The sequence below is a fragment of the Armatimonadota bacterium genome, assembly GCA_016125185.1.
In the GTDB taxonomy this organism is placed as follows: Bacteria; Armatimonadota; Fimbriimonadia; order Fimbriimonadales; family Fimbriimonadaceae; genus Fimbriimonas.
The window spans coordinates 1,363,425-1,388,720 of the sequence record WGMG01000006.1 but is presented as its reverse complement, the minus strand read 5'-3'; the positions used below and the strand labels follow the sequence as shown (position 1 = coordinate 1,388,720).

The following is a 25,296-nucleotide window of genomic DNA, read 5'->3' as shown; positions in this document are numbered from 1 at the left end:
GATGTTTGTCGACGGGACTTCGTGATTGTCGGGCTATCTAGTCTTTCGGCGACGAAGCATAGCGACTATGCCCAGCGCCATAACACTGAGCGAAGCGGGCTCTGGCACGGCCGCCGCTTGGATGCCGTCGACGACCATGTAACGGCCCTGGACCTCGACTTTGCGGAAGGCAATGTCGCTGGACCATCCGTTCCAGTCGAGACCGCCGTCATGATTCGTCGAATGGTCGTAGGAGAACGATGTTTGCCCGACCAAGTTATTAGAGGCATCGAAGAACGAAACCGTCGCCTCGCTATGTGTGAAAGGTGTATCGAGCCCCCAGAATCCTCCGAATTCGGTTTGATCGTTCACAAACGTCAGGTCCCAAACGCTGTCGGAGTTCATTCCCATTCCTTTCGTGCCATCGGCAACTTGAGCCCACCCGGATGAATCGAGATACCAAAGGGCCGCCGCCGAAGGTTCGTAGATGGCGAGGTCGTGATTCTGACTAGTAAAGCTGGCGCCGCCGCCCATCACTGCCCATGGTTCAGTCTGGAACACAGGACCTTGATTGAAGTTGGGAAAGCTCTCGAAAGATTCCGAAATCGAACCGGTGAATTGACCGATGTCGGTCAGCGTTGCATTTGCGGCGATGGCACCGGCCGCCATCGCGACCGTCGAGATAAGTCGAATGTTGAGATTCATATTTTCCTCTGTACTTTGCGAGGGCTTAAATACCCTTCTTGAATGCCATCAATCCGTTATCGCTTCAGACTGGGCGGTTTGATAAATTGTTCCGAGATGGTAGCGCGTCCTTGGTACATCTATGTTCGACCGAACGCCGCTTTCAGAATCTGTTGGTACTGTTTGAACTTTCCGGCCCCAAAAGAGCACTCACACTTACATGAGATCGGGGCTCAAAGGCTTAACCATTGGGATTGCGTTCGTGCCGATCGTTTGCCTTGCGCAATTCCAAGTCAACCATCATCAGTATTCGGAACCTGCCGGCCCGCCTAGTCCAGTTAGGGCCAACAAGTGTGGTGACTATGACGGAAGGGACAGCGTTTTGGACGATCCACTGTTCAAGGTGACGTCCGGCGGCGTAGTTGCCTCGCTTGGCATGATGACGGGAGTCGTTGTTGTCAGGCGAAGAAACCGACGCTCGTACAATCGCCCGGCCTAAATCGGTCGCGCAGACTCACCTGCATTCGGCGTGTAGAGCTTGCATCGGAGATGCGGAAAGTGCTCGTCGAACATCTCCATCAGCGATCCCATTCCGGGATTCTCCGTCGCGAAATGTCCGCAACTGAGGATGGCGAGCCCGGCGTCGCTGGCTTCCTTCGCGATGTGGTGCTTCACTTCGCCGGTCACAAACGCGTCGGCGCCATCGCGTAGGGCATCGTGCCAACTGTGATCGCCTGCCCCACCCACGACGGCTACCCGCTCAATAGGCTTACCAGGGTCGCCCCACGCGAGCGCCGGACCGCCGAATGCCTTCTCGCATTTGAGGCGGAAGTCGGAGAGTTTGGTGGGAGCATCCAGTGTGCCGATTCGCCCGAGCGGTTGCTCAACCAGGGGGCGAAGCGGGATGACGTCGAAGGCGGGCTGCTCGTAAGGATGCTTTTCGACCAGGGCCTCGACGACGTCATCGACTAGTCTCGAAGGACAGATCATTTCGAGACGATCCTCCTCGACCTCTTCCGATTTGCCGACGCGGCCGATGAAGGGATCCGACCCTTCCATCGGTTCAAACGTGCCGATGCCGGATGACTTGAAGGCGCATCGGCGATAGTTGCCGATGAAACCCGCGCCATGGTCGGCCATGACGTCGAGAATCGCGTCGGTATATTCGACCGGAACGAAGGTAACAATCTTGGAATAGGGAACTTCGGCACCATCGCCAAACGAGGCACGAGGCGTCAGTTCCAGGAGTTCGGCCATTGTGTCGCTGATGCCACCCGGAGCGCAGTCCCAGTTGGTGTGGGCGGCGATCAGATTACATCCGGCCTGCGCAAGGGAAAGGACCAGGCGTCCGTCGGCAGAACCGCAGTCCACGCTCTTCGTGCCGCTGAAGAAAATCGGGTGATGGGTGATCAGCAGATTCGCGCCAAACGACTGGGCGAAGTTGATCAGACCGTGGGAGGCGTCCAGGGCGAACGCAATACCGGTGACGTCCTGGTCGCGACCGCCAAAAAGCAGGCCCACATTATCGAAGTCGAACGCCCAGCGAGACGGGGCAATGGATTCCAAAAACGAAAGAGCGTCGGCGACCTTCGGCATCTGGTTTCATTTTGGCAGAGAACCCCTAAAATGAGGAAGGGAAAGCTAATGCTTTCCCCTTTGACGCTCAAGTTACCAATTTAGACAACTGCGGCTTTGATATGAATTTCTTTATAATTGCTTGGTTCGCTCCGTTGCGAGCAATATTCCGCTAGTTTTAGAATTGCTTGTTTCGAAACCTCGTCCACCGACACAGGGCTGGTGATGCAAAGGCTCAATAGAGCAAACGCCTCTTCCTCGGTAAGCTCAAGTCCTCTAGTTATCGTAGAGTTCATTTCGCTTCCTTCCATGTAAGACAGGATTATTATTAAGCAAGTTCGATGCCGTTAGCACAATGGCGTCTTTTATTAACAAAACTCTTACAAACCCTAGGTATTTGGTCCCCATTGACCCTGCTCGGTATAATTTGACCGGATGTCCAAGGACGAATTCCTAAGTGTTGGTGGCCAGGCCATCGTCGAGGGCGTAATGATGCGCTCCCCGAAGTATTTTGCCGTCGCGTGCCGCGCCCCAAACCAAGAATTGATCGTGCGAGCCGAACCGCTGGAGAAGACGTGGATCGGTCGCCAAAAGTGGCTGAAGACGCCGTTTTTGCGCGGAACGTGGGCGCTTCTCGATGCGATGTCGCTGGGAACTCGGGCGATGAAGTTCGCCTCGCAGGTTCAACTTGCTCCCGAATATCAGCCACTGGACGAAAAGTCGGTCGAGAAAGTCGAGCACGAACTGGAAAGCCAGCATCCAAACGAACCGGTGACCAAGGACGAAGTCGTGGCCAAGGAAGTTGCGACCGCCAAAAAGATTCAGGACGGGGTGGTGATGGTCACGATGATCATTTCGATCGTGTTCGCCCTCGTCGCATTCAAACTTTTGCCCCAGGCGCTGGGCACGTTCCTGCGTGAGAAGCAGCATTGGGGAGACATTCCCACCAACGGCACGATCGAAGCGATCCATGCCATTTTCTTCCTCGGCTACCTGATCGCCATCGGCCAGTTGGAGATGGTGAAGGAAGTGTTCAAGTACCACGGGGCCGAGCACAAGGCGATCAATACGTGGGAAGCCGAACTGCCGCTGACGTTGGAGAACTGCAAGAAGCAAACGCGATTGCACCCACGGTGTGGAACCAGCTTCGCCATCATCGTCATCATTCTCGAGTTCTTCGTTTTCACCTTCATTCCCCGCATCAATAAGGGCGTGTTTCTGACCGAGGCTCTGTCGAACTTCTTGCTGCACGTGGCGATCCTGCCCATTATCGCAGGGGTAGCCTACGAACTTCTGCGGTTCGCGGGCAAGTTCCGCGACAACAGCCTTATCATGAAGCTGTTCCTGCCCGGTTTGTGGACCCAGTACATCACAACCAGCGAGCCTCGCGACGACCAGATAGAGGTCGCGCTGGAGTCGCTGAAGGCCTGTTTGGCGGGCGAAGAGTCGCTGAAGGAGAGCAAAGCATGAGAAAGAAGATCGTAATCGGCAACTGGAAAATGAACAAGACCCGCGCCGAGGCGCTGGAGACGGCGAAGCTGTTCCACGCTTTACTGGGCGACTTGGACTCGGTCGAATATGGCTTCTGTCCTCCGTTTCTATACATCTCGGACCTGGTTCGAGAAGGGACCGTGGGCATCGGCGCGCAAGATGTTTTTTGGAAGGAGTCGGGGGCGTTTACCGGCTTTACGTCGCCGAAAATGCTGAAGGACGTGGGGGCGACTTACGCGATTATCGGCCACTCGGAGCGGCGAGGTCGGTTCGGCAAGCTGGAAGTGCCGGAATCGACGATCGGCTCTTTTGCCGAGACGGATGAGACGGTTAACTTGAAGCTGAAGGCGTGTTTGGCCGAAGGACTTATTCCGATTGTATGCGTCGGCGAGACCTTGGCGGAAAGGGAAGCCGGGCGAACCGACGAAGTGATTTCAACGCAGATTGCCGGTGCGCTGACCGGAATTTCGGACTCAGAGCTAGAGCCTCTGGTCGTGGCTTACGAACCGGTTTGGGCGATTGGAACAGGCAAGGTCTGCGACGCGGCGGAAGCCAATCGCGTTTGCGCAATGATTCGGTCTTGTCTGCCTGCGTCTGTACGCGAGGTTGTGCGAATTCAGTACGGCGGAAGCGTGAACCCGGGCAATGCGGCCGAACTCTTTGCACAGAGCGACATCGATGGCGGTCTAGTTGGCGGGGCTTCCCTGAAGGCTGAAGACTTTGCGCAGGTCGTCCACGCGGCCGCGCTATAGTCATATAGTTTTCAGTGCCACCGTCGTCGCTGTATAGTTAACCTATGCTCACATTGGGGCTCGTTGCCATCGCTCTTCAGCAGATTCCGTCGCCGATCCCGGGCTATCGGCTTCTTTGGAACGAGGAGTTTAATTACCGTGGTTTGCCGGACCCCAAGAAGTGGACGTACGAAGTCGGATTCGTTCGCAACGGCGAGAAGCAGTACTACACAAAGGATCGCCTCGAAAACGCGATGGTTACAAACGGTGACCTCACCATCACGGCTCGACACGACGGATTCGAGAAGCATGAAGTCACCTCGGCGAGCATCACCTCGCAAGGCAAGTTCGACTTCACCTACGGATACATCGAGGTTCGAGCCAAGATCCCCACCGGCAAGGGGACATGGCCCGCGATATGGACCCTCGGTTCCAACATCGGCAAGGTTGGCTGGCCGCTGTGTGGCGAGATCGACATTATGGAAAACGTCGGCTTCGATCCAGCCAAGGTGCATTTCAATGTCCACTGCAAGGACGCGAACAAGGGAACGCATATCGATGTTCCGAAGGTTTGGGACGACTTTCATACCTACGGGCTCGAATGGACGAAAAACAAGCTGACGTGGTACTTCGACGGTAAATCGGTCTTGGAGTACGACAAGGATAGCGACGATCCTGGAAAGTGGCCATTCAATGCGCCTCAGTATTTGATTCTGAATCTCGCTATCGGCGGCAACTGGGGCGGCCAGCAAGGCGTCGACGAAAGCATCTATCCGAGCCGCTATGTGGTGGATTACGTTCGGGTGTATCAGAAAGTAGCTGAGCATGGACAAGGCTAAACGGCGAAGATTGAATCCCTTGATTGGGAGTTTCTTGGTCGTTGTCGGTTTAGGCGGAATCTCTTTCTATTCTTGGACTCGCCCTGTTCGCTACTCTGAGACCGACGGTATGGCCATGTTGAGAGAGTATTTGTCTCGGTCTGACCGGGTGGACAAGCTTCGGGACGCTCTATGGAACCCGAAAACACACAAAGTGATGTCTCCTAGCGACTACATGAGAGAAGCCCAGGGATTGGCTGGACCGAAGGGAAAGCGAGCTGACTATTCATTCATAGTGATCGCTACGAAACCCTGTAAATTGGCGCCTTGGATGGTGACTGTGATGAGGCGACTTGGCCAATCTGTTTCGCCGTCTCGATTCAACATCTTGGGCGTCGCTTACGGTAAGGATGGAATCTGGGAAAGCGGAGAGACTGATTGCGGCTACCCCTCGCCGACGCCCTCCGGGTACCCGAGCGAAGAACGGGACTTCGACTATGGGAAGATTTCGGAGTCTAGGCGGATCAACGAGGTCCGAATGGCAATGGAGCTTATGAATCAATTGCCTCGAAACAGCCAGCTCTCGGTGTTCGATGATTGCGTCGTCGTTCAAGCTAAGGACCAAGTAAGAATTTATCGACTCAACGAAGTGCCCGTTCAAATACGACATGAAATTGAGGAAGTAAAAGTGCAATTCAGGGCCGAAAGTGGAATCGACGAAAGTGCCGACAAGTTTCCGCTTCCGCTCCCTGGTGTCGTTCATCCTTAGCGAAGTAAGCTCAAGTACACTTGTACTCAATGCAAGGTGTGCGCGCCTCGGACACTCTCGTCACCATCGCCGAAGTCATTCGGCCCAACGAAGCCAATTTCCTTGGCAAACTGTTCGGTGGCGAACTGCTCGCCAAGATCGACCTTTGCGCGTATGCTGCCTCGGCGAAGCACTCAGGAGGCGTCTGCGTCACCGCTAGCTTCGACCAGGTGGACTTTCATGAGCCAATCGAAGTCGGCGAGCTTGTCACGTTGACGGGGCAGATCGTGTTCGTGGGCCGAACTTCGATGGAGGTAATCGTCGAAGTCGTTGCCGAAAACCTTCGCAAAGGCATCAAGCGACACACCAACACAGCGCGGGTAACGATGGTCTCTTTGAAGGACGGAGTGCCCGCCGAAGTCCCACGCCTGGTCTGCGAAACACGGGAAGAAAAAATTCGATTCTTGCAAGGACAACAGCGCCGCGACGCGCGCAAGAAGCTCCGAGAGGAACGGCTAGCCGCCTACGACCGCATCGAGCATATGTCGGATGCGGAACTGGATGCCGCGTTGGCTGGTTAGCGGCCAGTGATGAACCAGGTCGTCCAAACGGTTACGTAGCTGAGCGCGCCGATGGTGCAGGCTCGGCCCACGAACTCTTTGTTCTGTTGGGCGTACCACGCCATCGTGCCCCACGCGACGCCGATAGTGAGTCCCTTGACGAAGGCGAACAGCCACTCACTTTGGGTGATGAAGCCTCGCATCAGCGGATTGAGCTCGACGATCATGCCCTTCGAGTGCAGGACGGCGGTCATGATCAAGTCAATGATGGCGATCGCCAGCAACGCGGCCATACTGCGGGTGGGGAAGGCAATGCTCATTGCCTGTTTCATTCGCAGATTCCGTGCCGATGTTACTTCACTGACTGACATTTTCTATAAACCGGTCGATGATCGCCCTTGCGTCTGATTCCGTGCATCCGAAATGATTTAGGATGACGGAGACGATTTTGGTGTCACCGTTCTTACACTTTACGAAACCACTGAGGGCTGCGACCATGTCAAGACTGCCGGTTTTCCCAACAAAATCGACGTTTTGAAGGCGCTTTGCGAGCGTGCCCACCCCAGCGCGGGCCAGCGAGCCTTGCCACAAGTCCGACGTTTTCTGCTGAGTCGTCCACTGCAAGAGCTTTGCGATGTTGTGCACCGTGGTCTGGTTCTTTCGACTTAGACCGCTTCCGTCCTCGCATCGGAACGAGTCGCCGTCGAGACCCACCGTGGTCGTCAGCCATTCGGTAATTGCCTTTCGAGCGTTGGAGTAGGAATCAGCCTTCGAGCCAATAAAGAGAAGGTGCTCGGCCAGGCAGTTGTCGCTCGGCTTGAGGCAGCTCCCCAGCAGTTCCGAAATGGGCGGGCTCATGATCTTCTCCGTCGGTTCGTCCTTCGGCTCGTCGTCCAAGTCTTGGAGGATCGGATTCTTGACGCCCATCAGGCATGAAAGGGCGGTTTGGGTCGGATCGGGATCGGAAAGCGTGTCGATCTTTTCATCCTTGTCTGGCATCTTGCCCGTCACAAGCAGTTTTGAGGCGAGCGGCTGATAGTCGATGCGGATGGACTGAGAATTGGGAACGACTTTGACGGTCTCGATGACTGGCGTATGGGGGTAGTACGAGAGCCCTTTGGGCCCGGCGTGGAGCTCAAACCCGGCCCGGTCGACGCTAAACGCGTGGATCGCTGGGGCGTAGCGGTTGGGGGCGTCGCCGATCTGCCAAGTATCGGGACGATCGCATTTGTAGGCTTCCTTGATGAAAACGCGGTGCCCAGGGCCAATGTGATAGTTGTTGTGGATGTCGAGCAGTTTGGACGAGGCAAGGGTGGGATCGCCGTCGGCTACGACCTTGATTTGAGACTTGTTGACCCAGAACTTGGTGGCCGACTGGTAGTCGGGTCCGCGCTGGGCAAGGGCAAATGCGCAGGTGAAGAGTTTTTCATTGCTTGCCGGCATCACCCGCTGTTCGGCATTGCGCTCAAATAGGACTTTGCCGTCCAAATCGGTCACAATCGCACACACCATGGCGCCCTTCAGCTTGGGGTCGTCGAGGGGATCGCCGAGGGATTGGATGGCTCCGTAGGCAAGCAGGCTGAGCATGCTCATCATTCTATCCTTTCTGACGGTTGTGAGAGCCTGACGAAACTCTGACAATTTCCTTGGCTACATTAGTGGATAAATAGACCATAATAGCTGTGGCGGACATTCAACGTCCGTCTAGTTTCAGAAAGTCAGACGATTTGCGAGTTGTTTCCAGGTCAGAAGAACAGAGGGGAACTAAGAACTACGCAAATGGCACTTAAGAATCTATTTGTAGGAAACCTGTCCTACAGCACTGACGAGGAAGGTCTCCTCGTCGCGTTCGGCGAATTTCAGCCGCAGAACGCCAAAATCATTCCGAATCGGGGATTCGGGTTCGTCGAGGTTCCGGAGGAACAGCTGGAAGCCGCGATTGCTAAGATGGATGGAGCTCAGCTCGATGGTCGAACGATCCGAGTGAACGAAGCTCGTCCGAAGGAAGATCGACCGCGATTCGGCGGTGGAGGCGGCGGTGGCGGCTTCCGAAGTGGCGGCGGTGGCGGCGGTGGCGGTGGCTTCCGTAGCGGCGGCGGAGGCGGCGGTGGCGGCTTCCGAAGCGGTGGCGGCGGTGGCGGTGGTCGAGGCGGCGGTCGCGACAGCCGACGCGGCGGCGGCGGCCGAGACTGGTAAGAAACCTTGAGAAGGGCGCTTAGGCGCCCTTCGTTGCTCTAAACCGAAGGCGGATGTAGTCCGCCGTCCAATTTCCGTACTCATCCCTTAGAGCCGGGGCGAGCAGTTCTTCGATATCATCGATCATCTTGGCTTGGGTCTCGCTGTCGGCGTCCTCCATGAATGGCTTGCCAAACGTCTCCAACCAACCCCGCACGCCCGTTGGCAGCGGCGTGGGACGGGGAATGAGTTGAATATAAGGGACGTCGAAACCGGCACCCCGAAGAACCTCTTCGAATTTCTTCACGGAAGAATATGTGACCGGCTTTTTTCCGACCCAGGAATAGCCGTGCTTTGTCAACGTAGCCCGTACCGCCGTGCTGATGGCGGCGACGTTGCCGTGGCCGCCGAACTCACCGACAAACTCTCCGCCTGGCTTCAGGGCCCGAAAGACCTTGGCGGTCAGACTTGGGTGGTCGGGAATCCAGTGAAGAGTCGCGTTGGTGAAGACGGAGTCGAACTCTGCTTCATAGTCCATCTGCAGGGCGTCCAGCACGTAGGCTTCGAGCCCTTTTTCGCGAGCCGATTCGATCATGCTGTCGGAGGCATCGATGCCGATGACGCTTGCGCCCTTATTGACTAGTTCGGACGTTAGGCGTCCATCGCCGCAGCCTAGGTCGAGAACTCGCTTTCCGTAGATATTCCCCAGTAGCTCGGCGACCGCCGATCCGTATTCCGAGACAAACGCCGCATTCTTGACGTAACGATCCGCATTCCAGTCATTTGATGCCATCTTCTTAAGTATGAACCATGAAGATTTTGGCTAAAGGACCTAGTATTTGAACTTGAGTGTAGCTCACACGTCAAAAGAAAAAATGAACCTATTTCGGCTCCATTTGAACCCGTTCAAGTACTAGCTGAGAAAAATTGTCAGGTTTTCGATCTCAATCCTGGGTCGCAAGATGGAATCAAATTCGTACAGGCGGTGGAAACGATAGTGAGGGGTGGGTTATGCCATTAACAACAGCAACAAGAGCAGACGCGTCACAGCGGTCTGTACGATTAACAAAACGAGAAATTGAAGTTCTTAGTCTTATCGCCCAAGGGCACAGCAGCAAGGAAGCGGCGGATGTTCTTTATGTCTCGAAGCGAACCGTCGACTTTCATCTTGCCAACATTTATGACAAGCTGCAGGTTAGCAATCGAGTCCAAGCATTCCGCGCGGCTACTCGCCTGGGTCTGATTCCGTTCGAGCCGTCTTTCGGCCACGTTCGCGGCGAAGGCTAAGACCGACCAACAACATACTGATGAAGGGGCGCTCAAAGGTGAGCGGCCCTTTTGTCGTTTTTGAGGCTTGGATAGGTGGACATCCGTCATACTAGAGTGATGTCCAACTTGAATTACCTCCGGGGTGGAGATATCCAGATTCGCCGTCGCCCGGACTCTCTGTTTTTGGATTGCACAGTCGAGGGCAAGGATGTGGCTAACGTTCATCTCGTGCGGGCTTTCCCGCTGAGCGAGCCGAAGAAGATGATCTCCGTTCGCGATATGGAGCAGAAGGAAATCGGCGTGATCGAGGACCTGGATGAGTTGGACGAAGCCTCGCGAAAGCTGGCCGACGACGAGCTCGACCGACGTTACTTTACGCCGGCGATCACCAAAATCAATTCGCTGAAGAACGATGCGAGCATGTGGAAGTTCGACGTAGAGACGACGCGCGGGCACTCCGATTTTTATGTGCGCAACTGGCGCGACAATGCCCACGAACTCACGTCGGGACGATGGCAGATCACGAGCGTGGACGGCGGTCGATACGAGATTCTGAACTTGGACGAGTTGGACGATCGAAGCCAGATGCTGATTGAACAGCTTCTTTGAGCGGATCCTAGGCTGGGTTTATCCGACGAAGTGTCCGGTGTGCCGGATGCTTTCGGAAGAGATTCCGTGCCGACGGTGCGCGCAATCTTTGATACCCGAACGACTCCGGTATGTCGATCCGGTCGCCATGGTGGACGAGCTAAGGGCTCATTACCCGTACGAAGGGTCGGCGTCCGAACTGGTGAAGGCTCTGAAGTATCGACGGGAGACTGCGTTGGTCGACTTGATGGCAGGCGCCGTCTCCGAGGTCTTCGACCAATGGGACCCCGAACCTGACTTCATCGTTCCCGTTCCGATCCACCGACGTCGGCTAGCGTTTCGAGGTTTCAACCAGGCACGTCTGCTCTGCGAAAAGTTACCAAGCGATTTGGTAACCGAACATTTAGTGCGAATCCGGGCGACTAAGCCGCAGGTAGAGCTAAAGCCCGAACAGCGAGCAAAGAATCTCATCGGTGCCTTCCGATGCTCGACCTCGCTGGTTGGGAAGCGGGTACTGCTGGTCGATGACGTTTTTACCACCGGTGCGACGGCGCACGAATGCGCCAAGGCGATGAAGGAAGCTGGTGCCGCGTGGGTGGGAGTTCTCGTCTTCGCAATGCGTCGCCGATGACTTCAGCGGGTACAACCTAAGGTATGACCAAAGTCATCAACGCCGCCGTAGTTCTGTTCGGCATGATCAGCATTGCCCTAGGAGGCATGGCTTACTTTGCCCCAACCGCCGGGCATAAGCCCCACATCATGTCGCTCGTTGGCGGAACGATGCTTGGTGCCCTCATGATCGGCTCCTTCTTCCTTTGGAAGTCAAATCCGCGGGTGGGTCGAATTATGTCCCTCGTCCTCGGGGTCTTGTCGCTTGGCATGTTTGCTCCGCGTGCCTTCTCGGGCGTCTTCTATCCGAATGGACTGATGGCCGGTCTTTCATTGGTGCTCATCCTGCTTTTGGGTTCGGGCCACATGACGGGAATGAAAGCCAAGCTCGAGCGAGAAGACACTCAGTAGCCAGGACTGGTCTAATTCCGACATTGGTGGTAACCTGGGTGGGAATCGGGAAGTTCGCCAAACCCACTTTTGCCGATCACCAGCTTTATCCGGCGACGATCATCCTCGTTGCCTCGGTGGTCGTTGTCTTCAGTCTATGAACGAGCGATTGGCCGCCAGAAAGTAAGGAAAGTCAAAGTTCATGATTGGAACGATTCTCAACGCCAGTATTCTGCTTGCTCTTCAACAAGGCGACGGTAAGTCGCCCATGCCGAATCCGTGGAAGGACCCGGGCTACATGAAGCTCGTATGGATTCAGTCTCCCAACTACGGAAAGCGACCGGCTGGGTACGACGTCGACACCATTGTCATTCACTCGACCGTCATCCCCACCCTCGAAAAAACAACCGAGGCCTTTCAGCGCGAATCGAGCCAAGTGAGTTCGCACTTCACGATCGGCAAAGATGGCTCGATCGTGCAGAACGTCAGTACCTTCGACCGAGCTTGGCATGCGGGCGTGAGCAAGGATTTCTATGGCCGGGACAACGTCAACCACTTTTCAATCGGCATCGAGTTGGTGAACTTGAACGATGGGAAGGACCCGTATCCGCAGGCTCAGATCGACGCGCTTCACGCGATCATCAAGGTCATGATGCGGCGATTCCCGATCAAGCAACTGACCAGCCATGAATTCATCGCCAAGCCGTACGGGCGTAAGAACGACCCGAAGAATTTCCCTTGGGACAAGCTCAAGGATATCGGTCTTCCCATGTACTACGGAAAGCCCAAAGACGAGAAATAGGAACGAATCCGGCTTCTCGCGCATAGAATAGGTTATGATCTTCGCGCTTCTCCTCGCCACGCAGGTCGTCAAGTACGACGGAATCGCCACTACGAGCCCCAAGCGACCCGATAAGGTCGTGCTCTCTGATGCTGAGTGGAAAAAGCGGTTGACGAAGGAGCAATACGAGATTCTGCGAGCCAAAGGCACCGAACCCGCCTTCTGTGGAGTTAACCTCGACCAAAAGGGCGGCGGGACTTACTATTGCGTCGGTTGCGGCCTACCGTTGTTCGAAGCCGTGACCAAGTACGACTCGGGCACTGGCTGGCCGTCGTTCTACAAGCCGATCGACACGAAGAACATCTGGTTCAAGGTTGATACCTCGTTTGGCATGACGCGAACCGAGGTGCTGTGCGCGCGATGCGACGGCCACCTGGGCCACGTCTTTGACGATGGTCCCAAGCCGACCGGCCTGCGCTACTGCATGAACGGAAAGGTCCTCAAGTTCGTTCCCAATAAGAAAAAAGGGAATTGAACCTGAGGACCCTCAGATTTAGCCGCGTCCGCGGCTTCCGCCACCTCTTCCGAGGTTAACACCGGTCGATTGACCACCGGTGTAGGTGCCGAACAGCGTCGTAATCTCGGCCGGGCTCAATCGAAAATCGGCCCAAGGATTGTAGGATGTGATCGGATCGACCGACTCGAACCCTGTCTCTCGTCGTGGGTCCGACGTGTAGCCGTTGACCCAGAAGATTCGGCCCAGGTTCGGCAAGCCGCCCTGGACGGATCGAGTGTATAGTTCGTCGCGGATCGCCGCGAATAGCTCACGGCGGCTCGGCGGAACTGGAGCCACGATCGACTGACCGGAAACCACGCTGGTCGAACCCATTTGCAGAGCATCGGCTCGAATTTGGTCGGTCGACTTAGGCACACCATTGACGGTGAACTGATAGTTGTCGGGGCTCAGGATCTTCGAGTTCAACTCGCCGTAGGTGAGGTAGCACTCGGTCATATCCACGGTCGGGGCCGGGCTCGGCATCGGCAAGCGGCCATAGCCTTTGAGCACGAGGGCGAACTCATCAACCCAACGCTTGGCGAATTCCTGAGCATTTTCCCATCGACCGTTCAGCGTGAGGTCGGGATTGATATCGGGCCAATACACGCGAACACCGTCGTTGGCGCGAATCCACTGGATGACGGGCGACCGGAAGTGCACCGATCGCCGGCTAGCCTGAGCCGCCCAGCCGAAGTTGTTGCTTGGGCCGAAGACCTCATCGTAGTACGAATAGATTTCGCGGAGGCCAGGAACTGTAGCGCCAGGCCATTGAATCGACTTCACCTGTCCGTAGAGGGTTTGGTTGACGAACGCCTGTCCTCGAGACTCGGTCAGGAACGAGAACGCGGGCAGATTGATGGGATTCGTCCAACTGGCTCCTCCGGCCAGACTGCTCGTGTAGTTATCGTCGGGCCTCCAGCTAATGCCGTTGGTCGTATCTTCCATGACCTGCCCCATGCCGGTCCAGTCGCCAGGAGGGCCATAGACCGAGCCGCCAGGGTGGGCGGCGCCGATCTCGTTGCCAAGCTGGAAGCCCATACGGCCGACGATGTTTTCCGTAATCTTGCCTGGAAACATCGGCTTGGCGAGGTCAACGGCGAAATTGTTAACGCCCGTCACAAACGCTTGGACTTGAGCATGGAGATAGGGTCGGTTTTCGGGGATCGGCTTATACCAGTCGCGGGTCTCCGGGTAATCGAACCATCCATCATTGGTGGAGTACCGGGGCGGGATGCCGGGAACCATGACCCAAAGGATGTTATGTCCATCCGTGTTGTTGGGCATATTCGGGAAAAGCACTCGCCCAGTGATCGCAATTTGATAACGATCATAGTCGTCGGGAGGGCCGGGATTGTGGTTCCGGAAATGCTCCCACAGGTTCACTGATGCGCGAATCCACGTGCCGGTCGGCATGAGATCGACAACCGAATAGGCACCCTGCCATGGTTGGCAGGCAGGATCGTTGTAGAGATAAGTGGGACCGTTCGGCTTGTACACATAAGTGCCATCGGTCTGTGCGACCCGCTGATAGTTTTGGGTCGACGATGTCGTCGGGAACTCGATTTGGAGGCCAAAATGCTCCTTTGCCCAGGCCTGAACCTCGGGTGAGGCTTGCGCAACGCTTAGGGCAGGGACGAGCCCCACAAGAACAGCAAAATAACGCATACCTATGACTATACAACCATAGGTCGCGGCGATGCACCTGCTATCAACCTTTCACGATACTTCAGGTTTTCCGGTCTAGAACCTAAAGCGATGCATTTTGGGCCTTATGGACGCTAAAAAACCTAGCGATTTTTCTGGTGTCCTGCCAGCAATTCTTCCGATAACTGAACTATAGGATTCGACAATCCCGGTATCGGAGCGTCGATGGAGTCTTACTAATGCCTTTGTACGCATATAAAGCAATCGACACCGCCTCGGGAAGGGTCGTTCAGTCGACCATGGAAGGTGAATCCGAGCAGAGCGTAGCCGCCAAGCTGCGTGAGCAAGAGTTTCACGTCGCCGAGGTCAAGCCGATCAAGGCGGCTAAGGCCGGAGCCCGTGGCAAAAAGAAGATCAAGCCGAAGGCACTCGTCGTGTTCTCGCGACAGTTCGCTACGATGATCGACGCCGGTATTCCGATTCTCCGATGTCTGGACATTCTGCAGGGCCAGTGCAAGGACCCGGCTCTGAAGTCAACCCTCGAAATCATCACCGTCGACGTGAAGGGCGGTATGACGCTGAACGAGGCGATGGCCAAGCACCCAGACGTCTTTTCTCGACTTTATGTGAACATGATCAAGGCGGCCGAACTCGGCGGTATCTTGGACCTCATTCTGGACCGACTGGCCCAGTTCCTTGAGTACGAGGCCGAAGTTCGCGGCAAGATCAAGAGCGCGATGACCTATCCGGTCCTCGTCTTGGTCTTCTCCCAGATCATGCTTTTCGCCCTCTTTACGTTCGTGCTTCCGAAGTTTAAGGACATCTTCGCAGGCATGAACGCACCAATGCCGACCGTCACGAAGTTTCTCTTTGCGATCGGCGACTTTATGCAGGCCTACTGGTGGGCCGTCATCCTCATGTTTGTAGGCGCCTTTATCGGCCTCAAGCAATGGGTGAAGACGCCTCAAGGCCGCTATCGATGGGATTTTCTCAAGCTACGCATTCCGGTCATTGGCGACCTGGCGCTCAAGATGAGTGTTGCTCGGTTCTCGCGAACCTTTGGCACGCTGATCAACTCGGGCGTTCCGATGATGCGAAGCTTGGAAATTGTCGGTGAGACACTCGGGAACTTGGTGTTGGCGCAAGCCATCGACACGACCCGCGCCAGCCTGAAGGAAGGTAACAAGCTTTCCGTGCCGCTGACCGCGTCGGGCCTGTTTCCGACCATGGTGACGACGATGATCGACGTCGGTGAGGAGTCTGGACGACTCCCCGAGATGTTGGTCAAAGTTGGCGAGTTTTACGATCAGGAAGTGGAGCAGACCGTCAAGGGCCTGACCTCGCTGATCGAGCCTCTGCTGATCATCTTCCTCGGGTGTGTTGTCGGATTTATTGCCATCTCGATTATGGTCCCGATCTTTAGCATCGTGAACAACATCAAGTAATCGAACTCGGATGGATTGGAGGGGTGCAAGAGGCGCCCCATGAACTTGGAATCAAGGGAATGAGCTTACAAACGCAACAAAATATGAATTTGGAGTCCGAGAACCTGGTTCTTCGATATCTCGAAGATCCCAGGCCAGAACTCAAGGACATGATCATGGTGACCTACTCGGGTCTCGTCGAAAGGACGGCCCGAAAGTTCTCCGGAATCGAAGCCTTCGAGGATCTGGTCCAGGTAGGGTACATCGGTCTTCTCAACGCGCTGGCCAAATACGACGCGACGGCAGGAGTTCGGTTTAATACGTACGCAACCTATTTGGTTGCGGGAGAAATTAAGCACTTTTTACGCGACAAATCGCAAACGATCCGACAACCTGCTTGGCTTCAGGAGCTTCGCCACCGCGTCAATAAGGCGGCGGCAGCCCTGCAGACCGAACTTGGACGTGTACCGACCGAACGAGAGATCGCCGATAACCTCGGCGTGAGCGAAAGCTCGGTGCACGAAGTCATCGTGACGCAAGACCTTCTGCGCATTGGCTCGCTGGATAGCATGAACGACGCCGACGACGAGAGCGAGAGCGAAGTCGATAAGATCGACGCCGCCCAGTTTTCGCCTGAGCAGCTCTCGGTCGAGGATCGAGTGGTGTTGGAAGACGCCATGTCTCAGCTCCGAGATTTGGAAAAGGAAGTTCTCTCCCTGTTCCACTTCGAGGCGCTCAGCCAGACGGAAATCGCCTCGCGGCTCGGCATTTCGTGCAACTACGTGTCGCACATTCTGCGGCAGAGCCTGTCGAAGCTTCGCAAGATTCTGACCTCGGAAGAGCGAAAGGATCGAATGCTTCGCGGCGCCGACCTTCAGGCCGACAACGACATCATCGACGGTAACAGCGGCGCGTACACGGAGGCCTACTTCCGAAGCCGAGTCGAAGAGGAGCTTCACCGAGCTTCGCACGACAAGACCGAGGTGGCGGTGGTGCTGGTTCAGTTCACCGGGCTCGAAGGTCTGCGACGATTCTACGGCGAGCAGTCGATTCTCGACTTTATGGCCGACGCGGCCGACTTCTTCCGCGAGAACCTACGACGTCTCGACGTCGTAGCTCGATACGGAGAGCACGGCTACGCAATCATCCTGCCCAGCGGCGGCAAGAATGTTCAGGTGGTCAAGGACCGCTTGTTCGATAGCCTGCAGAACTGGGTTTCTGGTCGATACGGCTCGACCGGGGCCGTCCAAATTCTCGTCGGCAACGCGGTCTGCCCGCATCATGGAAAGACCAGCCGCCAAGTCTTGGCTCACGCCGAGAAATCGCTGGCCACACCGACGCCGAAGGCGGCTTAGTTCGCTCCGGTTGCAATCGCGGTCCATCGCGTTGGCTCATACAGCCACGCGGTGGTCCGAGTGTTTTTGGTCCACACCAACACGTAGTTATCGAGCGGTTCCACGTACGCGTTTGCAGCGTGCATCACTTGGCCACCGGTTTTCAGGTTCTTGATGACCGTATTGTCCTTGCTTCGCAGGATGGCGAGATAACTTCCGTCCGAAAGCTCAACGTTCTTTGCCCGAGTCTCAAACAGGTTCTTGCGTAAACCGCTCGCGAGGTCGATCTGCCCTACGATGCTGGTTCCGTAGCTGGTAGTTTCCAGGAAGTATCCGCCTCGATAGTAGGAGACTAAGTTCGAGCCAAGTGGGTTGAAGTCGAAGGTCGTCTGGTCGGCATTGAAGGAACTAAGGCCCCATGTGTCGCCCTGCTTGGTCACGATCGAGAGCTGGTCCTTGACGGTGAACATCTTGTCGTCGATCTTTTGGTTGGCAGTGCTGAAACCCATGAACCGCCCCAGGAATTTGGGCTTGAGGGTTTCGTCGGCGAAATCGACGACAATGAGAGCTTCCAGCCAGGTCGTGCCGTCTTTTTGAGTCCAGCGGGGAAGAAAGTAGCACTTGGTGCCGATGCGGACGGACCCGCTCAGCGAATCGCAGTCCTTGGTTCGCTGCTTGGCTTTGAAAAGATCGAGCGTCTTGAGGATATCTTCGCGAGCAAACGCGCGAGGCGAAACGGCGATGTCGCCAAGTTTGGTGGAGAAGACTTTTTCGCCATTGCGAACGGTCAGTCCTCGGCTGTCCCACACCGCCCACATCTTGTCACGCCGGTAGGCGACGTGGTCGGCGGGAGCTTCTTTCGACGGATCGACGGTGGCATCGACAGACTCCATCTTTTTGCCGATCGTGACGTTTATTTTGTTTCCCACAACTTGGAGCGACGGACTTTGACCCGTCTGCGTCTGTAAAATAGAAGTCACGAAAATGGTCGAAAGCATACTTACGGGAGCCTGTTTTGGATTGTAAGGATTGCCACCGATACGACGCCGAAGCAAAGCGCTGTCTCGACGGAAAGGTGAACCCCCATAATTGGGAGACGGCTGTGAGTGTGTCTCAGATTCTCGGAATTCGCACTATTTGCTCGTTTAATGACTTCCGGGAGCGGTTGATCGAGTCGCGGCGACCCGTCCAACCGCCCAAACGTTAGCTATTGCGTTTCACGCAGGAACGAGTCGATGTGCTCCAAGATCGTGTAGTGGTCAATCTCGGTTCTGAGGTTCATGGAATGTCCGCCGTTGGTCTTGAGGAACCGGTACTTGACACCCGCCATCTTGGCCTGATTAGCGAGGTTTTGAGCTTGCACAAAAGGGACGATCCTGTCGGCCGTACCGTGGACGATCAAAACGGGCGGATCGCCTTTGCGCAGTTCCTTCTCGTTGCCGTACATGCCACCCCAGAGGTCCACCACTGACTTGACGGGCAGACGCTTGATGTAAGTGACGGCGAGAGCCGTAATCGCCCCTGCCGATGAGCCGCCAATCGAAATTTTGTCCGGGTTGCCGCCGTACTCCTTAGCGTGCTTGACGACCCAGTTGTAAGCCACCACCGTGTCGGCTTGGGCGGCCTTCATGGCGTCCTGGATGGTGCCGCCAACGTCGGACTGCAAGCGGTAGTCAATGTCGAAACAAGTGAACCCTCGCGAAGAAAGGTACTGACAGATCGCGGCTGTGTCGCCGCCTTTCGCCCCGCCGACAAAGCCGCCGCCGTGGATGGCGATGAACACCTTACCGATGGGGTCTTTGGGTCGATACGCGTCGAGCTTCAAGTCCTTGCCAGAGATCGTCGAGTAGACAATGTCGTGATCGACGGTTTGCAAAAGCAAGCTTACAACGAGGGAGACCATACCCTCATTATAAGGTAGTTTTGCGGGCTAACCGAGGCGGAGTCCGAGTTCGGCCCACTGCTGTGGATCGACCGGGCTCGGTGCGTTCATCATCGGGTCGTGGCCAGGACCGGTCTTCGGGAAGGCGATTACTTCGCGGATGTTTTCCGTATCGGTGAGAAGCATGATCAGGCGATCCATGCCCCAAGCGATGCCGCCATGAGGCGGTGCGCCGTAAGAGAATGCTTCCAAAAGGTGTCCAAACCTCTCTTGCTGGGTGGTGTCGTCGATGCCGAGCAAGGTGAAGATTCGGGCCTGAACGTCGGGTCGATTGATTCGAATGCTGCCGCCGCCCGCCTCGCTACCGTTGCAGACGAGGTCGTACGCCTGGGCGCGAACATCGCCCGGCTTGGACTCCAGTTTCTCGAGGTCTTCGGACTTCGGCATCGTGAATGGGTGGTGCATCGAGGACCATCGCTGACCGTCGGCATCCCACTCGACGAGCGGGAAGTCGAGCACCCACATGTACGCCAGTTTGCGCGGGTCTCGCAGGTTGCATCGGTCGCCGATCTCCAATCGGAGTCGGTACAGAACATTGTTGCCGGTTTCGTAGCTATCGGCGATGAAGCACAGCAGGTCTCCAGCTTCGGCTTTTGCCTTGTCAGCGATGGCTCTTAGCTGGTCGACCGAGAAGAACTTAGCAATGGAGCTTCGGACCTTCAGCCCGTTGCCGAGATCGACGCCTTCGCCTTCGGATTCGACAGCCATGGACGCCATGCCCTTGGCTCCGAACTCACGAGCGAAGTCTTCCAGCACGCCGACTTCCTTGCGACTAAGCTTTGCGCCGCCCGGATAGCGAACGCCGCGAATCTTGCCGCCGAATTCGATCGCGTTGTTGAAGACGCCGAACTCACAGCCCTCGACTTCGGCGCTGATATCGAATAGTTCCAGGCCGAAGCGGATGTCCGGCTTGTCGCAGCCGTACTGGTCCATCGCTTCGTCAAAAGTCATGCGTGGGAAGTCCTGCACCGGGTCCTTCTGGAGACCGAATTCCTCGATCAGGCCGTTGACGACGTAGCGAACCGTGTTCTCATTGAGCTGGAGAATGTCTTCCTGCGTGATGAACGACATCTCAAGGTCGAGCTGGCTGAACTCCGGCTGTCGGTCGGCTCGGCTGGATTCGTCGCGAAAGCATCGGGCGATCTGGAAGTATCGCTCCACACCCGCCACCATCAGAAGCTGTTTGTACTGCTGCGGCGATTGCGGAAGGGCGTACCAGAGGCCGGGAGTTTGGCGGTAGGGGATAAGGTAGTCGCGAGCGCCTTCGGGAGTGGACTTCGTGATGATCGGCGTCTCGACTTCAAGGAAGCCTTGGGTGCCGAGGTATTCGCGAATCTTTCGATTGGCGGCGGCTCGAATGGCCAAGCCGCGATACATCTTGGCGCGACGCAGGTCGAGGTAGCGGTGCTTGATGCGCAGGTCTTCACTGACCGACTCCATCTGGCTTTCGTCGCTGACGGGAAAGGGAAGAGGTTTGGAAGCGGAAAGGACCTGGTACGACTCGACGACGATCTCGACTTCGCCGGTTGGCGACTCGGGGTTTTTGTTGCGCTCGTCGCGCTCGGTGACGACGCCAGTTACCTCAATCACGCATTCGTTTCGCAGGTCGAATCGGTTGGGAAACTTCTCCGGTTCGATGAAGATTTGGACGAGACCGGTCCGGTCGCGAACGTCGGCAAACCAGAGGCCGCCCAAATCCCGCACGCGGTGGATCCAGCCATTCAGCGTAACCGTCTCTCCCTTCTGGGAAAGGCGGATATCTCCACAATGATGAGTGCGTGCGTTAAAGGTCATTTTGAACCTAAAAGGATACCTGATCGCAAAAAAAGAACAGGAGCTTCGCGATACGGCGAAACCCCTGTTCTTTTGCGAGAATTCCTTAGTTAAAGCGGCTTAAGCGCGCTTCTTCTTTCGGCGAATGAGACCGAATCCACCCACGGCGAGAGCGGCGATCGACGAAGGCTCGGGGACGCAGTTGGTCGGCGGTTGCGGATTGCAGTTGGTCGGCGGCTTTGGCGTGTTGCAGTCCGTGTTGTTCTTGGTGGTGCCGCACCAGTTGTTCGTGTTGGTCTGGATGCCGGTGTTGCACCAGTTGTTGCTGCTGCCGAAATTCGAGTAGTTGTTGTTTCCGCCACCAGCGTAGGCCGAAGCGACGACAAAAAGGGTTGCGAGAGTAACGATCCGTCGTACCATGATTTCCTTTTCCTGGGCATCGTGCCCTGGCGAGAAAAGGTGGTTGCAAGTTGGATGCCACTGGTCAAAGCGGCCAGCAAAAACCGGTAGGGATACGGTTACAGGCCCTGGGCCTTCAGGTCCTGGCAGAAGTCTTTTAGGCACTCGGCGGTTGATTGCCACGGCGAAATGCCAAGGGCGGCGAGCTTGCCGGTATCCAGGACGCTATAGTTCGGCCGCTGGGCGGGAGTGGGGTATGCCGAAGTCGGAATGGGTTCGATACTCACGGGTTCGCCACGCCACGTTGAAAGGGTCAGCTCGGCGAAGTCGTGCCAGGATTGGGCGTCGGGGCCAGCGGCGTGATAGATACCGCCAGGAATATTCATTTCGATGGCCTCGGTAATCGCCATCGCCAGGTCCTTCGTGTAGGTCGGACAACCGACCTTATCGCTGACGACGCGAAGGGTCTTGCCCGCTTCGTAGGCGTTGATCATCGTCTTGGGAAAGCTCTTGCCGTTGGGACCGTACAGCCAAGAAGTCCGCAAAATGACGGCATCGTCGATCATCGCCTCGACGTAACGCTCCCCGCCGAGCTTGGTTTGGCCGTAGATACTGATCGGGTTTGGCTCGTCCTCTTCGGTGTAGGGCGTCGTCTTGGAGCCGTCGAAGACAAAGTCGGTGGAGATGTGGATGAGGCGAGGGCCGTTCTCCAATTTTTCGGCAAGGTTGAGCACGCCCTCTTCGTTGACGTCCCACGCGAGTTCGGGTTCAAGTTCGGCCTGGTCGACGGCCGTGTAGGCGGCGCAGTTGACGACCCAATCGTGCCGCTTCTTGGAGAGCGCCCCGCAGTCGCGGACGGCCTTATGGTTGGTGAGGTCGAGGTCTTTCGAGGTGAATGGGGTTACGTCATGGTCCCGGTCGCGCAGGATGCGCACCAGGTCGGTGCCGAGCATTCCGCTCGCACCCAGGACCAGTACCCTCACTGCCGTTGGACCTCGATGGACCAATCGGAAATGTCGAGGTCGGGATCGGGACAATCGGATGTCGCCGGTTCGATTTCGTTGAAGCGAGCGTTGTCGTAGGTGCCCGAAGTCGCCAGCGGGATGGTGACCGGCTCGTTGAGGTCGGATTGTAGGTTGGTGTTGCCGAGGCAGTCGATGATGCGGCCCGAAGCGCTCGCACCCGCAGTCAGCCGGTAGTTCATCGTGAGGAAGTTGGCCTGGATCGACTGAAGTTGGTCCCACGACGTTGCGGAGCCAAGAATCTGCTGAAGCGACAGCTCGAAGCCGATGGTGGTGGACGAGCCCGGAGTGACGTCCACCGTGTTGATCGGAACGCCGATCGCGGTGTAGAGCGTCAGAGAAGAGTCGTCGAACTTGTACAGCGTGTACTGTTGGGTATCGGGGGTCCAGACCACGAAGTAGTCCACGTGGCCATCCACAAAGCCGTTGGCATTGGGGAACGCCACGACGGGAATGGGACCCTGGTCGGTGGGGCTGAGGAGGGTGGACACCCGGATCGGGATGATGTACACGTAGTCCTGGCGAATAGTGCCTCGCACCGTCATGCGAAAGATGACTCGGGTGGCATCGGTCGTGATGTTGGCGGGAAACTTGGCGCATCCGCCCATCAGCGATGCCGCGGCAGCGAGCATAACGAGGGAGAGCTTTCTCACACCAGACCGCCCGTCCAGTAGAGGATTCGGTGACATTCTTCGCAGGTAACCATCTTATCGTCCTTGATGGATTCAATACTCTTGTCGGCCACCTTGGTTCCGCATTCTTCACAGGTCTGCTGCTTGGTGACCTTTGAGAGGCCAATGCCGCCGTGCTGTTTGCGAATGGCGTCATAGGTCGCGATGAGGTTTGGAGGAAGGCCCTTGGCCGCGTCGGGACGTTGGGCCGTCAGTTCCTTGAACCGGGTTTCGAGTTGGTTTTTGACGGCGACCGCCTTTTTCCTCCAATCGTCGAAGGCCGACTGTTTCTCGCCGAGTTCGGCCTGACCTTTCTTCAGCTTGGTTTCAGCCGCGGCGACTTCATCCCAAACCGTCAAGAGCCGGTCTTCGTTGGCTTCCTTCTGCTTCTTGAGCGAGGTGACTTGGTGCTCGTAAGCGTCGACTTCCTTGGGGTTGGTGACCGTGCCACCGAAGAGGAGTTTGTCGATCGACTTCACTTTGTCGTCGATCTGCTGATTGTTAAGTTCGAGGTCCTTCTGCTCGCCGTGCGCCTTGTGGTACGCCGCTTCCAGCGCCTTCACCTGGGCGGTAAAGGCTTCGACTTCGCTTTGGAATTTCTTGCCCGCTTCGAGAGCGGCGGCTTTCTTTCGGACTTCGAGGATGCCAACGTCGATCAGGTGAAGCTGGTACAGCTTCATGAGGTCGGCTGATGCCATGGTATTAGCTTACTAGCAAACCCGACGAACGGCGGCTTAATTTCCGCTGTTCAGTCGCTTTTCCAGGTCTTCCAGGGCCTTTTCGGCTTCGCCCACCGTGGCTCCGCCAGCGGCGGCTCCACCGTCGGTCACGCTGACCGTCTGAGTCTCAGCGGGAGCAGCGGTCGTCTTCATTCCAAGTCGCTCTTCGAGCTTGGAAAGCTCTTCTTCGGCTTCCATGTCTCGCGAGGTGTCTTCCAACTGCATCATCTTGCCGGCCAAGGATTCGTTGTGAAGTTCCTGTCGGGCGGCAGCTTCGCTCTGCTTCTCGCGGATGCGGTCTTGCGCCGCACCGAAGCCTTCAAATTGGTTCTCGAAGGTCAAGCCTTCGAGGGCTTTGCTGATGGAATTTTGAACCTGAGCTTGCTTCCATTGGGTCTTCAGGAGCATCGCTTCGGCGGTCTTCTTGCGGACCTCTTCCTGCTGTCGCTTGATGCCGACCTTGATCTGTTCGACGGTCTGAACGGCCTGATCGTAGCTAGTCTGAAGGTTGGTCAGGCTCGCATCGACGTTCATCTTCTCGCGCATCAACTGCGTGGCAAGATCGCGCTTGTCCTGCTTCAGGGCCATCGCGGCTTGGTTCTCGAGGGACTGCGATTTTCGCTTCTGCTCGTTCAGCATGTTCTCGAGCATGTTCTTCTGTGTAATCGCCTGAACCGCCTTCTCCTGGTTCTGTTGGAGGGCCACTTGCATGTCCCGTTTAGCCTGCTCGAGCATCATCTCAGGATCCTCAAGCTTGTCCATGGTTCGGTTAAAGAGACCTTTGAGCCAGTTAATAAAGCGCTTCATCGAGATTCAATTTCCGGAAAATGATTCGTCTTCCGATTATACACATTCGGTTTAAGTCTACGATAGGTTGCAGGTGTGCCGCAGGGCCTATCCCTTCGAGATGATCGGCTTGCCGTTCATCTTTGCTGACTCCTTGGTGACATGGCTTTTTAGCATCTTCCATCCAGCGATCGTGTTGGTCCAGATGTCCTCGCTGATCGACACGCCTTGAAGGTGCCGCTTGTGATCGGGGTCTAGAAAAGCGTCTAACACGGTCTTGACCGTGCAGACGTAGTTGAGACCATCGCGACGGATATCGGTTATGGTATTTGAGTTCTGGACGTAGTCCTCGACCCGGTCCAACTGCTTCACATATTGAGCGACGGACACGTCGATGTCGTAAGTGTTTTGGAAGAGATCTACGTACATGAAGTTGCTAGCCGCGTTGAGGCGATAAGCCTTCTCTAGAGCCTGGGCGTCCTTCTTTTTTTCAAGCTGAGAAAGCTCGTCGTACCGCTTCTGAATCGCCTCCTTTGGGGTTTCGGCCAACGACGTGGCAACGAGGCCCAGAGTCAAGAAGAGCGGTAGTAAGAGGCGTCCTGTCATGATGTGAGTAACTTTCCGGTTC

Annotated in this window: 26 protein-coding genes; 13 read left to right on the top strand and 13 right to left on the bottom strand. The window is 56.2% G+C overall.

Annotated features, from left to right (window positions below):
- Positions 1-33: 33 nt before the first annotated feature.
- Complete coding sequence (locus GC165_14525) at positions 34-684, bottom strand: PEP-CTERM sorting domain-containing protein (GenBank protein ID MBI1334084.1); 651 nt, start codon at positions 682-684, stop codon at positions 34-36.
- A gap of 474 nt (positions 685-1,158) precedes the next feature.
- Complete coding sequence (locus GC165_14520) at positions 1,159-2,259, bottom strand: Nif3-like dinuclear metal center hexameric protein (GenBank protein ID MBI1334083.1); 1,101 nt, start codon at positions 2,257-2,259, stop codon at positions 1,159-1,161.
- A gap of 414 nt (positions 2,260-2,673) precedes the next feature.
- Between GC165_14520 and GC165_14515 the strand changes: the two genes are divergently transcribed.
- The 4 genes from GC165_14515 (at position 2,674) to GC165_14500 (ending at position 6,607) form a co-directional block, all read left to right on the top strand.
- On the top strand, positions 2,674-3,708 hold the full coding sequence (locus GC165_14515; GenBank protein ID MBI1334082.1) for a DUF1385 domain-containing protein: 1,035 nt from the start codon (positions 2,674-2,676) through the stop codon (positions 3,706-3,708).
- Positions 3,705-4,481, top strand: coding sequence for a triose-phosphate isomerase (locus GC165_14510; GenBank protein MBI1334081.1), 777 nt, complete (start codon positions 3,705-3,707; stop codon positions 4,479-4,481). Before GC165_14515 ends, GC165_14510 begins: the two co-directional genes overlap by 4 nt.
- Positions 4,482-4,525: 44 nt before the next feature.
- Positions 4,526-5,299: a family 16 glycosylhydrolase gene (locus GC165_14505; protein MBI1334080.1), complete on the top strand. Its 774-nt coding sequence runs from the start codon at positions 4,526-4,528 to the stop codon at positions 5,297-5,299.
- Positions 5,300-6,076: 777 nt separating this feature from the next.
- Positions 6,077-6,607, top strand: coding sequence for an acyl-CoA thioesterase (locus GC165_14500; GenBank protein ID MBI1334079.1), 531 nt, complete (start codon positions 6,077-6,079; stop codon positions 6,605-6,607).
- Here the strand turns inward: GC165_14500 and GC165_14495 are convergent.
- Both GC165_14495 and dacB read right to left on the bottom strand, forming a co-directional pair.
- Positions 6,604-6,918 carry a hypothetical protein gene (locus GC165_14495; protein ID MBI1334078.1) on the bottom strand — a complete coding sequence of 105 codons (315 nt, stop codon included), beginning with the start codon at positions 6,916-6,918 and terminating at the stop codon, positions 6,604-6,606. The genes GC165_14500 and GC165_14495 overlap by 4 nt on opposite strands.
- Before the next feature lie 25 nt (positions 6,919-6,943).
- Positions 6,944-8,182 (bottom strand): D-alanyl-D-alanine carboxypeptidase/D-alanyl-D-alanine-endopeptidase, encoded by a 1,239-nt coding sequence (gene dacB, locus GC165_14490; GenBank protein ID MBI1334077.1) that lies wholly within the window; start codon positions 8,180-8,182, stop codon positions 6,944-6,946.
- A gap of 183 nt (positions 8,183-8,365) precedes the next feature.
- Between dacB and GC165_14485 the strand changes: the two genes are divergently transcribed.
- Complete coding sequence (locus GC165_14485) at positions 8,366-8,782, top strand: RNA-binding protein (GenBank protein ID MBI1334076.1); 417 nt, start codon at positions 8,366-8,368, stop codon at positions 8,780-8,782.
- Between the two features lie 19 nt (positions 8,783-8,801).
- Here the strand turns inward: GC165_14485 and GC165_14480 are convergent, their stop codons facing one another.
- Entirely contained in the window at positions 8,802-9,554 is a 753-nt protein-coding gene (locus tag GC165_14480) for a methyltransferase domain-containing protein (GenBank protein MBI1334075.1), read from the bottom strand.
- 218 nt (positions 9,555-9,772) lie between these two features.
- Here GC165_14480 and GC165_14475 point away from each other — a divergent pair, with 218 nt between their 5' ends.
- The 6 genes from GC165_14475 (at position 9,773) to msrB (ending at position 12,933) form a co-directional block, all read left to right on the top strand.
- The gene (locus tag GC165_14475; GenBank protein MBI1334074.1) at positions 9,773-10,048 is read left to right on the top strand and encodes a hypothetical protein; all 276 of its coding nucleotides are present in this window, start codon (positions 9,773-9,775) and stop codon (positions 10,046-10,048) included.
- A gap of 99 nt (positions 10,049-10,147) precedes the next feature.
- On the top strand, positions 10,148-10,639 hold the full coding sequence (locus tag GC165_14470) for a DUF1854 domain-containing protein (protein ID MBI1334073.1): 492 nt from the start codon (positions 10,148-10,150) through the stop codon (positions 10,637-10,639).
- Entirely contained in the window at positions 10,623-11,249 is a 627-nt protein-coding gene (locus tag GC165_14465; protein MBI1334072.1) for a ComF family protein, read from the top strand. Before GC165_14470 ends, GC165_14465 begins: the two co-directional genes overlap by 17 nt.
- A 23-nt stretch (positions 11,250-11,272) precedes the next feature.
- Positions 11,273-11,638, top strand: a complete 366-nt coding sequence (locus GC165_14460; protein ID MBI1334071.1) for a hypothetical protein — start codon at positions 11,273-11,275, stop codon at positions 11,636-11,638.
- 181 nt (positions 11,639-11,819) lie between these two features.
- The gene (locus GC165_14455) at positions 11,820-12,419 is read left to right on the top strand and encodes a hypothetical protein (protein MBI1334070.1); all 600 of its coding nucleotides are present in this window, start codon (positions 11,820-11,822) and stop codon (positions 12,417-12,419) included.
- A 34-nt stretch (positions 12,420-12,453) separates the two neighbouring features.
- Positions 12,454-12,933: a peptide-methionine (R)-S-oxide reductase MsrB gene (msrB, locus tag GC165_14450; GenBank protein MBI1334069.1), complete on the top strand. Its 480-nt coding sequence runs from the start codon at positions 12,454-12,456 to the stop codon at positions 12,931-12,933.
- 18 nt (positions 12,934-12,951) lie between these two features.
- Here the strand turns inward: msrB and GC165_14445 are convergent, their stop codons facing one another.
- Positions 12,952-14,619 carry a hypothetical protein gene (locus tag GC165_14445; GenBank protein MBI1334068.1) on the bottom strand — a complete coding sequence of 556 codons (1,668 nt, stop codon included), beginning with the start codon at positions 14,617-14,619 and terminating at the stop codon, positions 12,952-12,954.
- Between the two features lie 218 nt (positions 14,620-14,837).
- Here GC165_14445 and GC165_14440 point away from each other — a divergent pair, with 218 nt between their 5' ends.
- Both GC165_14440 and GC165_14435 read left to right on the top strand, forming a co-directional pair.
- The gene (locus GC165_14440) at positions 14,838-16,043 is read left to right on the top strand and encodes a type II secretion system F family protein (protein MBI1334067.1); all 1,206 of its coding nucleotides are present in this window, start codon (positions 14,838-14,840) and stop codon (positions 16,041-16,043) included.
- A gap of 59 nt (positions 16,044-16,102) precedes the next feature.
- Positions 16,103-17,377, top strand: coding sequence for a sigma-70 family RNA polymerase sigma factor (locus GC165_14435; GenBank protein ID MBI1334066.1), 1,275 nt, complete (start codon positions 16,103-16,105; stop codon positions 17,375-17,377).
- Here the strand turns inward: GC165_14435 and GC165_14430 are convergent.
- The 7 genes from GC165_14430 to GC165_14400 all read right to left on the bottom strand — a co-directional run bounded on the left by GC165_14430 (position 17,374) and on the right by GC165_14400 (position 25,274).
- A complete protein-coding gene (locus GC165_14430) occupies positions 17,374-18,285 on the bottom strand; it encodes a hypothetical protein (protein ID MBI1334065.1) in 912 nt (303 codons plus the stop codon). The genes GC165_14435 and GC165_14430 overlap by 4 nt on opposite strands.
- A 278-nt stretch (positions 18,286-18,563) precedes the next feature.
- Entirely contained in the window at positions 18,564-19,259 is a 696-nt protein-coding gene (locus GC165_14425) for an alpha/beta hydrolase fold domain-containing protein (GenBank protein MBI1334064.1), read from the bottom strand.
- Between the two features lie 27 nt (positions 19,260-19,286).
- Positions 19,287-21,092: an aspartate--tRNA ligase gene (gene aspS, locus GC165_14420; protein ID MBI1334063.1), complete on the bottom strand. Its 1,806-nt coding sequence runs from the start codon at positions 21,090-21,092 to the stop codon at positions 19,287-19,289.
- A 99-nt stretch (positions 21,093-21,191) separates the two neighbouring features.
- A complete protein-coding gene (locus GC165_14415; GenBank protein ID MBI1334062.1) occupies positions 21,192-21,491 on the bottom strand; it encodes a PEP-CTERM sorting domain-containing protein in 300 nt (99 codons plus the stop codon).
- Positions 21,492-21,589: 98 nt separating this feature from the next.
- Positions 21,590-23,320 (bottom strand): dTDP-4-dehydrorhamnose reductase, encoded by a 1,731-nt coding sequence (rfbD, locus tag GC165_14410; GenBank protein MBI1334061.1) that lies wholly within the window; start codon positions 23,318-23,320, stop codon positions 21,590-21,592.
- 577 nt (positions 23,321-23,897) lie between these two features.
- Positions 23,898-24,689, bottom strand: a complete 792-nt coding sequence (locus GC165_14405; GenBank protein ID MBI1334060.1) for a hypothetical protein — start codon at positions 24,687-24,689, stop codon at positions 23,898-23,900.
- Between the two features lie 87 nt (positions 24,690-24,776).
- Positions 24,777-25,274: a hypothetical protein gene (locus tag GC165_14400; GenBank protein MBI1334059.1), complete on the bottom strand. Its 498-nt coding sequence runs from the start codon at positions 25,272-25,274 to the stop codon at positions 24,777-24,779.
- Between the last annotated feature and the right edge of the window lie 22 nt (positions 25,275-25,296).